The organism is Oceanobacter mangrovi (assembly GCF_019740315.1).
Lineage (GTDB): Bacteria > Pseudomonadota > Gammaproteobacteria > Pseudomonadales > Oceanobacteraceae > Oceanobacter > Oceanobacter mangrovi.
Genome location: NZ_JAHXZR010000012.1, coordinates 157246 through 166355 on the forward strand (window position 1 = coordinate 157246; position 9110 = coordinate 166355).

A 9110-nucleotide genomic window follows, 5' to 3' on the forward strand; every position below is an offset into this window, starting at 1 on the left:
TATGCGTCGTTATGCAATGTCGATTGCAGGCTGTTGGCTGGCTGCTCCACTGTGGGCCGCAGAAGAAACAACGGCTACTGTCCCCGCAGAAAATCTCGCTACCGCACTGGCCGCTGACACCGTTTGGGTGGTGGCGGCAGCGGCGCTGGTGTTTTTCATGCAGGCCGGATTTGCCTTGCTGGAAAGCGGTATGTCGCGGGCCAAGAACTCGGTCAACGTGATGATGAAAAACTACATGGACGTATGTCTGGGCACACTGGTGTTCTGGCTGGTCGGCTACGGCATCATGTTTGGCGACAACCCTTCAGGTCTGTTTGGCACCAGTCATTTTATGTTGGCGGACGCCGAGCCCTGGGACTACACCGTGCTGTTGTTCCAGACCATGTTTGCCGCCACCGCAGTAACGATATGCAGCGGCGCGATGGCCGAACGCACCCGCTATGACGCCTATCTGGTGGCGTCGGCGGTGATTGCCGCGGTGATCTATCCGGTGTTCGGCAGCTGGGTGTGGGGCGGACTGTATGGTGGCAGCGGTTGGCTGGCGGAACTGGGATTTATCGACTTTGCCGGTTCAACCGTGGTGCATTCGATTGGTGCCTGGTGTGCGTTGGCCGGAGTGATTGTGCTGGGGCCGCGTACTGGTCGGTTTGAGGCCGATACAGGCAAGGTGCGGGATATTCCCGGCCATAACCTGTCCCTGGTCGCGTTGGGTGGTTTTATCCTCTGGCTCGGCTGGTTTGGTTTCAATGGTGGCAGCACCCTGGCAGCAGGCGCGGATATTGGCCTGATCTGTTTGAACACCCAGCTGGCGGCCGCGGCCGGTGCGCTGGGGGCATTGTTGTTCAGTCGGGCGACCCGCACGCCGATTCTGCTGACGGTAACCGTCAACGGCAGCATCGCCGGACTGGTGGGCATCACCGCGGGCTGTGCTTCGATGGAGCCACAATGGGCAATCCTGACCGGGCTGGTGGCTGGTATTGTTGCCATGGCCGGAGGCCAGCTGCTGCTGAAGCTGGGTATCGACGACGTCGTTGGTGCGGTGTCGGTACATGGCTTTGCCGGTGCCTGGGGCACCCTTGCAGCAGGTATGTTCGTGACCGGCAAGCTGTTTGATATCCAGCAAATCGCAGTGCAGCTGACCGGCATTTTTGCTGCCTTTGGCTGGGCCTTCCCGCTGGCCTTGCTGACCTTCCTGCTGGTGAAAGTGCTGATGGGCTTACGAGTCACCACCGCTGAAGAACAGCAGGGGCTGGACGTATCTGAACACTATGAGGTGGCATATCCTGAGTTCCACAAGGATATGACCTACTTCCGTCAATAAGCCGGAGGTGCCCTCATGAACGAAATTACCAAACGTCGGGCGGTGTATACCGTACTGAGCGAAGTGATTGATGGTGACCAATTATGGGAAGTGATGTGGCGCTGGCAGCGAGGCTATGCCGCCAAATCCCAGTATGAGCTGCATGGCTTTTTTAATGACTGTCGCCATATTGCCGAGATTTCGGCTAACCGCTCCAAACTATACAAGGACCTGATTGGCCTGCTGATGGGCAGTGGTGATGGCCTGCGGGAAGATCCCTATGGCCTGATGGAGGAATTCAGCGACCGTGCCAGCAGTGTAGAAGACGTTGGCGCAGACGACCTGCTGGCCTGGCAACAGGCGTTGGTCTGTGTGCTGGCGTCGCTGTTACGACAGATTCCGCCTGAGCAACTGCAAACCTGGCGCGGACGTGTTGAGGAACGGGCGCAGCAACAAGGCGTGGCAGCCGATCTGGTGTATGCCTTTTCGCGCATCATGCTGGGCAAGCCCCATAACGTCGACATGGTGTTCTCGCCGCTACAGCTGAAACATTTGTTGAATCAGGTGTATGTAGTGATGTGCGAAATGTTTGGGCCGGTGCAGGCGGACAAACAGCTGGCACAGGCGGTCGAGCGGGCTAACCGGATGCAGCCGGGTGGGCTGGATGCCCGCAAGCTGTTGCAACAGAAGTAGCTGGGAACTGGGAGAGTGGCCGCCTCGGTCACAGGTGCAGGCGGGACGCCTGCGCTCAGGCTCGCTTAGCCATTGCGATAATCCTTCGGCGATTTGCCCATCCATTGCTTGAACGCCCGTGAGAAAGCGGCGGGGTCGGAGAACCCCAACTGCAGAGAGATCTGGCTGATGGTGAGTTCCCTGTGGTTCAGCAGCTTGACCGCCTGTTTCTGGCGCAGGTCGTCTTTCAGCGCCTGAAACGAGGTGCGTTCGGCGGTCAGTTTGCGGCGCAGGGTGCGGGTGGTGACGCACAGGGCTTCGGCAGCGGCATCCATACTGGAGTCAGAAAGGCTGCCCTGCTGCTGTAAGCGGGTTTCCAGAAAATTGCTGACCCGGCGGGCGTAGTGGGAGGTAAAGCTCGGCCGGGTCACCCACACCAGCGGGGCGTTATGCAAATGCTGTTTGAGGGTCTCGTTGGTCTGCACTAACGGCTGATCGAGCAGTGCCCGTTCAAACACCAGCGCACACACCGGCTGGTCGAAGATGGCTTCGCAAGGGAACATCAGCCGGTATTCCTTTTCATGGGGCGGTGCCGGATAGTCGAACTCGGCTCTGATCAGTGGCGTAAATCCGCCTACCAGCCAACCCGGAAAACGATGCCAGATCAGCAACAGGTATTCACTCAGAAAGCGGGCAACGTCGAGTTCTGGGCGGGCCAGTTTAAGCTCAAAACGTGCCTGCTCTCCTTCCTCTATCAAATGAAATTCCAGATCGTCGGTAAACAGATCGTAGAAACGGCTGATATGACGATAAACCCCTCGTAGATTACGGTTGTTGACGGCTTGTCGTGCCATCAGCGCAAAGGTGCCGTTTTTACATGGGTGTGTTGTGCGGCCAAGGAATTCGTCGCTGGAAAGCTGGCGGTAGCTCTGTAGCAAGTCTGCAAATTGCAGTGGCGTCATGCGCTGGTCGTCACTGTGCTCAACCAGCTCAGGGTCCAGTCCGGCCATCCGCAACAGCTGATGGTCGTCGAGGGCTTTCTGGCGTGCGGTCTGGGCCAGTTCGCGGGCGTAGTGCATCGAGATGGAAGAACGTTCGAATGTCATGCCGGTGTCACTGATTTGGGTTCAATATGCTTTTTGCGGCCAAATTATAACGCTCATGTCCGAATATGTTAAGAAAACGGCTGCGCTGGTAATGGGCGACGAGGGCTCTGGTGGGGGTTAATAGTCGCACTCCAAAAACGCTGGCGTTGCTACCGGCGTGGAACACAAAAATAATCGAATCCGGAGGTTTTCAATGAAAGACGTTGTTGTCGTAAGTGGTGTGCGCTCGGCGATTGGCAGTTACGGCCAGAGCCTGAAAGATACGCCAATCTGTGACATGGCTGCTGCCATGGTGGCAGAAGCCGTCAAGCGTGCCGGTCTGACCGGTGACGATATTGATCACACTGTGATCGGCAATGTCATTCACTCTGAACCTCGCGATATGTACATTTCCCGCGTGGCTGCTGTGAATGGCGGTGTGCGTGAAGGCGCGCCGGCACTGACGGTTAACCGTCTGTGTGGCAGTGGCCTGCAAGCCATTATTACCGCAGCACAGCAGGTTCAGCTGGGCTTGGCGTCGGCTGTGGTTGCCGGTGGTGCTGAATCCATGAGCCGTGCGCCTTATCACTTGCCGACTGCCCGTTTTGGCCAGCGCATGGGTGATGGTGCCATGGTTGATCCTATGGTGGCGGCGTTGACCTGTCCGTTCAATCACTACCACATGGGCGTGACCGCCGAGAACGTTGCCGAGAAATACGGCGTCAGCCGTGAAGACCAGGACGCCTACGCCGCCCAGGGTCACCAGCGTGCCCAGTCCGCCATTGAAAATGGTTATTTCGAAAGTCAGATCCTGCCGATTGAACTGAAAAGCCGTAAAGGCGTTGTCGAGTTCAAACAAGACGAGCACGTGCGTTTCAACTGCAGCGTTGCCGATATGGAGAAGCTGCGTCCGGTATTCAAGAAAGACGGCACCGTGACCGCCGGTAACGCGTCTGGCCTTAACGATGGCGCCGCAGCCATTGTGATGATGGAACGTGAAGCTGCTGAGCAGCGTGGCCTCAACGTGATGGCCCGGCTGGTCGACTATTCCGTGCAGGGTGTTGATCCAAAAATCATGGGCATCGGCCCGGTACCGGCGATTCGTGACATCCTCGACCGTCAGGGTCTGGGTGTGAACGACATCGACGTTTACGAAGTTAACGAGGCCTTTGCGGCCCAGGCGCTGGCTGTAGCTCGTGAGTTGAAACTGCCACAGGAACGTCTCAATCCTAACGGTAGTGGCATTGCGCTCGGACACCCGGTCGGTGCTACTGGTGCCATCATCACCGTGAAGGCCTTGTATGAGCTGCAACGCATTGGTGGTCGTTACGCCATGGTGAGCCTCTGCATCGGCGGTGGCCAGGGTATCGCAGCGCTGTTCGAACGGGTGTAAACACCTCATCTCCAGACCTGGCAAACAACGATCAACGTCAGGTCTGGTGCGGTTTTCAGTGACAGTTTGGCAACTGATCAAAATGTCCAATCATTTGTGAACATTGCGTGAAATTTGGTCAAAAACCGGCTTCTCTCAAGACAGAGCCGGGGTCTGAAGGGCATGATTCCGGTTTCCCTTCCGTAGTGGACGAATGCTCGTCCGGAAGCACCAGGAACCTCGCCGTCGTTCAGACAATCCAGGGAGCTTTTCTATGTATGCAGGTCAATCCGTATCACTTTCTCTGACTAAATCCGGTATCGCCGAACTGGTGCTGGACACTCAGGATGCGTCGGTTAACGTTCTTAACAGCCACTTACAGGACGAGTTGGGTCAGGCGCTGGCAGCGCTGGGCACCAGCAAGGACGTGAAAGGGCTGCTGATCTACAGTGCCAAGCCAGCGTTTGTGCTGGGTGCTGATATCACTGAATTTACCCAGCTGTTCGACCTCAAGGCCGACGAAATTGCCCGCTGGGCTGGCAAGGGTCACGGTCTTTTCAACAGCATCGAAAAGCTGCCATATCCAACCCTGACTGCCATCAATGGCATGGCGCTGGGTGGTGGTCTGGAGCTGTCGCTGTCTACTGACTACCGCATCGCCGACAGCAAGGCCAAACTCGGTTTGCCGGAAGTCACTCTGGGCATCTGTCCGGGCTGGGGCGGCACCGTACGACTGAGCCGTTTGATCGGCGCTGAATGTGCACTCGGCTGGATGCTGACCGGCAAACCGGTTGCCGCCAGCAAGGCGCTCGAACAGGGTGCCATCGACGCCATGGTTGAGCCGGATGATCTGCTCGACGACGCCCGTAACCTGCTGCTGGAAATCATCGGCAAGGGCGACGAATACATGCTCAAGCGACTGAGCAAGCAGAAGAGCCTCGACGAAAACGAAATTAACGCCGCTGCCATGCAGGCCGTGCGTGACCAACAAGGCAAGGGACTGGACAGCCGTTACCCGGCCGCTCCTGCGATTCTGGCAACCGTTACCGCTGCCATGACCCGTGACTTCTACGAAGCCCAGGGCATGGAAGCGAAAACCTTTGGTGAGCTGGCCAGTGGCACCGTCGCCAAAAACCTCGTTGGTCTGTTCCTCAACGACCAGTTCCTCAAGCGCGAAACCCGCCGCTGGAGCAAGCAGGCACAGCCGGTCAAGACCGCTGCGGTACTGGGGGCTGGCATCATGGGCGGTGGTATCGCTTATCAGGCGGCACTGAACGGCACGCCGATGTTGATGAAAGACCTGCGTCAGGAAGCGCTGGATCTCGGTGTTGCCACTGCCAGCAGCATTCTCGACCGCTCCATCAGCAAGGGTCGAATGACCGAAGCGGGCAAGGGCGCGGTGCTGGAACATATCCACCCAACCCTGACCTACGAAGGTTTCCACGACGTTCAGTACGTGGTTGAAGCCGTGGTTGAGCGTGAAGACGTCAAAAAGTCGGTACTGGCTGAGGTTGAACACAAGGTCGCCGACAACGCCATTGTCGCCTCCAACACCTCCACCATCTCCATCGACGTACTGGCCGAAGCACTGCAGCGGCCGGAACAGTTCTGTGGTATGCACTTCTTTAACCCGGTACACGCGATGCAGCTGGTGGAAGTGATTCGTGGCAGCAAGACCAGCGACGCAACCATTGCGACCACCGTCGCTTTTGCGGCGGCACTGGGCAAAACCCCGATTGTGGTGAACAACTGCCCGGGCTTCCTGGTGAACCGGGTGCTGTTCCCGTATTTCAACGGCTTCAACCGGCTGTTGATGGACGGTGTGGATTTCGAGCGTATCGATCAGGTGATGGAGCAGTTTGGTTGGCCAATGGGCCCGGCTTACCTGGCCGACGTGATTGGTCTCGACACCATGGTGCATGCCGACAAGGTGATGGAAGAAGGTTTCCCAGAGCGTATGGCCCACGACGACCGGCCAATCATCGAAACCCTGCTGGAGCAAGGTGCGCTGGGTCAGAAAAACGGCGTTGGGTTCTATGAATACGGCAAGGACGAACACGGCAAGCGCTTCAAACGTCGTTCCGAAAAGGTCGCCGCCATTCTGGAGCAGCGCGTCAGCCGTAACGAAACCGTCAGCGATGCTGAAATCATCGAACGCATGATGATTCCTATGTGTATGGAAGTGGTGCGCTGTCTGGAAGAAAACATTGTTGCCAGCGCTACCGAAGCCGATATGGGCCTGATTCTGGGGCTGGGCTTCCCGCGTTTCCGTGGTGGCGCCCTGCGCTACATCGACAATCTGGGCGCCAGCACCTTTGCTGCCCAGGTTGAAGCCCACGCTGAGTGCGGCCCGCTGTACCAGTTAACTGAAGATATGAAAGCACGCGCCGCCAGCGGCAAGACGTTCTACTAGGAATAAAGGATCAGGAGCAAACTCATGAGTGATTACAAACATCCATACCGTGATGCCGAATTCGTGCTGGATCAGCTGGTCGGCTTCGACGCACTCTGTGAAGCCGCCAATCTGGAAGGTATCAACATGGAGCTGGCTGCTACCGTCGTCGAAGAAGCTGGCAAGCTGGGCGCTGGTGTACTGGCACCGCTGAACCGTGTGGGTGATGAAAAAGGTGCTCACCTTGATGAGCAGGGCGTACAGCAGACTCCGGGCTTCAAGGAAGCCTACGACCAGCTGGTTGAAGGTGGCTGGCTGTCACTCAACGCCGCTGAAGAATTTGGTGGCCAGGGCCTGCCGAAGGTGCTGGGTACCGCCGTTAACGAAATCTGGCACTCCGCCAACATGGCCTTTGCACTGTGTCCACTGCTGAGCCAGGGCGCGATTGAGGCTCTGACTCATCATGGCAGCGACGCGCTGAAAAGGACCTACCTGCCGAAAATGGTTTCTGGCGAATGGGCTGGCACCATGAACCTGACTGAACCGGATGCCGGTTCCGATCTGGCGGCGGTGAAGTCGAAGGCGATCCCGGACGGTGATGTTTACCGCATCAGCGGCACCAAGATCTTTATCACCTGGGGTGACCATCAGATGACCGAGAACATCGTTCACCTGGTGCTGGCACGTCTGCCAGATGCGCCTGCTGGTGTGAAAGGTATCTCGCTGTTTATCGTGCCGAAGTTCCTGCTTGACGCTAACGGTGAAACCACTGATCAGCGTAACGGTGCCGTTGCCCTGTCACTGGAGCACAAGCTGGGTATCCACGGCTCACCAACCTGTGTGATGGAATTTGAAAACGCCGAAGGCTATCTGGTGGGTGAAGCCAACCAGGGTCTGAAGTACATGTTCACCATGATGAACGATGCCCGTCAGGGTGTCGGTGTACAGGGCCTGTCAATCTCCGAGCGTGCTTACCAGCTGGCGCTGCAGTATTCCAAGGATCGTCTGCAGGGCACACTGAAAGACGGCAGCCGTGTTGCCATTATCGAACACCCGGACGTCCGTCGCATGCTGATGGTAATGAAGAGCACCACTGAAGCCATGCGGGCGCTGTGTCTGACGGCTTCCGCCGAACTCGACAAGGCGCGTCTGGTTGGCGGCGACAATGCCGCTGAACACATGGCGCGGGCCGAACTGCTGACGCCAATCGTTAAAGGCTGGTGTACCGAAATGTCGGTAGAACTGACCTCCGTTGGTGTTCAGGTACACGGTGGCATGGGCTTTATTGAAGAAACCGGCGCTGCCCAATACTTCCGTGATGCCCGTATTCTGCCGATCTACGAAGGCACTAACGCTATTCAGGCACTCGACCTGATCGGTCGTAAGATGCTGGTGAACGGCGGAACCGTACTCACAAGTCTGTTGAAAGAAATGGATTCCACCCTTGAGGCTGCCAAATCCGCTCAGGTTCTGCCAGAATCCGCCCTCACTCAATTTGAGGCAGCCCTGAAGAGCGCTCTGAGCAGCCGTGATTTCATTCTGGCAGGCGCAAAGGAAGACCATAATCTGGCCGGTTCTGTGGCCATGAGCTTCCTGATGCAGATGGGCTACACCACGGGTGGCTGGCTGATGCTGGCCAGTGCGATCAAGGCCAAGGCCAAGCTCGACGCCGGTGAAGGGGACCCTGAGTTCTACGGTGCCAAACTGGCAACCGCACAATTCTTCTGTGAACACCTGCTGCCACGTCAGGCCAGCCACGCCCTTACCCTGATGGCTGGCAGTGGCAGTGTGATGGCACTCAGCAACGAGCAGTTCTAACGACTGTTTGTTGAAGTCTCCGCCGGGCAGCCCTCACCCTGTGCTGCCCGGTGGGTCAGTGAAGCAAGCCTCTGCGGCACTGACTTGCCCTACGGAGCCAGCATAGCTGTCTGCCGGGGGCTTTTTAATAACCAGGGCTGGCGGCCAGACCGCACGGCTCGGCAAAACATAAAGAAAGACACCAAGAACGACATACAGAAAAACATAAAGACAACCAGACGCCGGTAATACGAACCGGGAATTTGTCGTCTATGCCGCCGCAGAGCAGGCAATGACTAACAGTCGTCCGGCATCATCCTGGTTGTCACTAACAGATGCAGCAAGCTGAGAGGTAAATATGTCCGAACGCGAATCCATGGCCTATGACGTCGTCATTGTTGGTGCAGGCCCATCCGGCCTGAGCGCTTCCATTCGTCTGGCCCAACTGGCCCAGGAAGCCGGTCAGGAACTCAGCATCTGTCTGGTTGAAAA

Annotated in this window: 7 protein-coding genes; 6 read left to right on the forward strand and 1 reads right to left on the reverse strand. The window is 57.3% G+C overall.

Annotated features, from left to right (window positions below; genetic code table 11):
- Position 1 precedes the first annotated feature (1 nt).
- Both K6123_RS20590 and K6123_RS20595 read left to right on the forward strand, forming a co-directional pair.
- The gene (locus tag K6123_RS20590) at positions 2 to 1321 is read left to right on the forward strand and encodes an ammonium transporter (RefSeq protein ID WP_246624929.1); all 1320 of its coding nucleotides are present in this window, start codon (positions 2 to 4) and stop codon (positions 1319 to 1321) included.
- A 15-nt stretch (positions 1322 to 1336) separates the two neighbouring features.
- Complete coding sequence (locus tag K6123_RS20595) at positions 1337 to 1993, forward strand: hypothetical protein (RefSeq protein WP_221801181.1); 657 nt, start codon at positions 1337 to 1339, stop codon at positions 1991 to 1993.
- Positions 1994 to 2058: 65 nt separating this feature from the next.
- Here K6123_RS20595 and K6123_RS20600 read toward each other — a convergent pair whose 3' ends face one another.
- A complete protein-coding gene (locus K6123_RS20600) occupies positions 2059 to 3078 on the reverse strand; it encodes an AraC family transcriptional regulator (RefSeq protein WP_221801183.1) in 1020 nt (339 codons plus the stop codon).
- A gap of 193 nt (positions 3079 to 3271) precedes the next feature.
- Between K6123_RS20600 and bktB the strand changes: the two genes are divergently transcribed.
- The 4 genes from bktB to K6123_RS23295 form a co-directional block, all read left to right on the forward strand.
- Complete coding sequence (gene bktB / locus K6123_RS20605) at positions 3272 to 4450, forward strand: beta-ketothiolase BktB (RefSeq protein ID WP_221801184.1); 1179 nt, start codon at positions 3272 to 3274, stop codon at positions 4448 to 4450.
- Positions 4451 to 4703: 253 nt separating this feature from the next.
- Entirely contained in the window at positions 4704 to 6842 is a 2139-nt protein-coding gene (gene fadB, locus K6123_RS20610) for a fatty acid oxidation complex subunit alpha FadB (RefSeq protein WP_221801186.1), read from the forward strand.
- Positions 6843 to 6866: 24 nt separating this feature from the next.
- Positions 6867 to 8639, forward strand: coding sequence for an acyl-CoA dehydrogenase family protein (locus K6123_RS20615; protein WP_221801188.1), 1773 nt, complete (start codon positions 6867 to 6869; stop codon positions 8637 to 8639).
- 337 nt (positions 8640 to 8976) lie between these two features.
- Positions 8977 to 9110, forward strand: a 134-nt coding sequence (locus K6123_RS23295; protein WP_246624936.1) for an FAD/NAD(P)-binding protein, incomplete at its 3' end; no start/stop codon positions are given.

What these genes read in the sequence shown, in the direction of transcription:
- K6123_RS20590 (WP_246624929.1), top strand. Translation starts at nt 2, where the DNA reads ATGCGTCGTTATGCAATGTCGATTGCAGGCTGTTGGCTGGCTGCTCCA.
- K6123_RS20595 (WP_221801181.1), top strand. Translation starts at nt 1,337, where the DNA reads ATGAACGAAATTACCAAACGTCGGGCGGTGTATACCGTACTGAGCGAA.
- K6123_RS20600 (WP_221801183.1), bottom strand. Translation starts at nt 3,078, where the DNA reads ATGACATTCGAACGTTCTTCCATCTCGATGCACTACGCCCGCGAACTG.
- bktB (WP_221801184.1), top strand. Translation starts at nt 3,272, where the DNA reads ATGAAAGACGTTGTTGTCGTAAGTGGTGTGCGCTCGGCGATTGGCAGT.
- fadB (WP_221801186.1), top strand. Translation starts at nt 4,704, where the DNA reads ATGTATGCAGGTCAATCCGTATCACTTTCTCTGACTAAATCCGGTATC.
- K6123_RS20615 (WP_221801188.1), top strand. Translation starts at nt 6,867, where the DNA reads ATGAGTGATTACAAACATCCATACCGTGATGCCGAATTCGTGCTGGAT.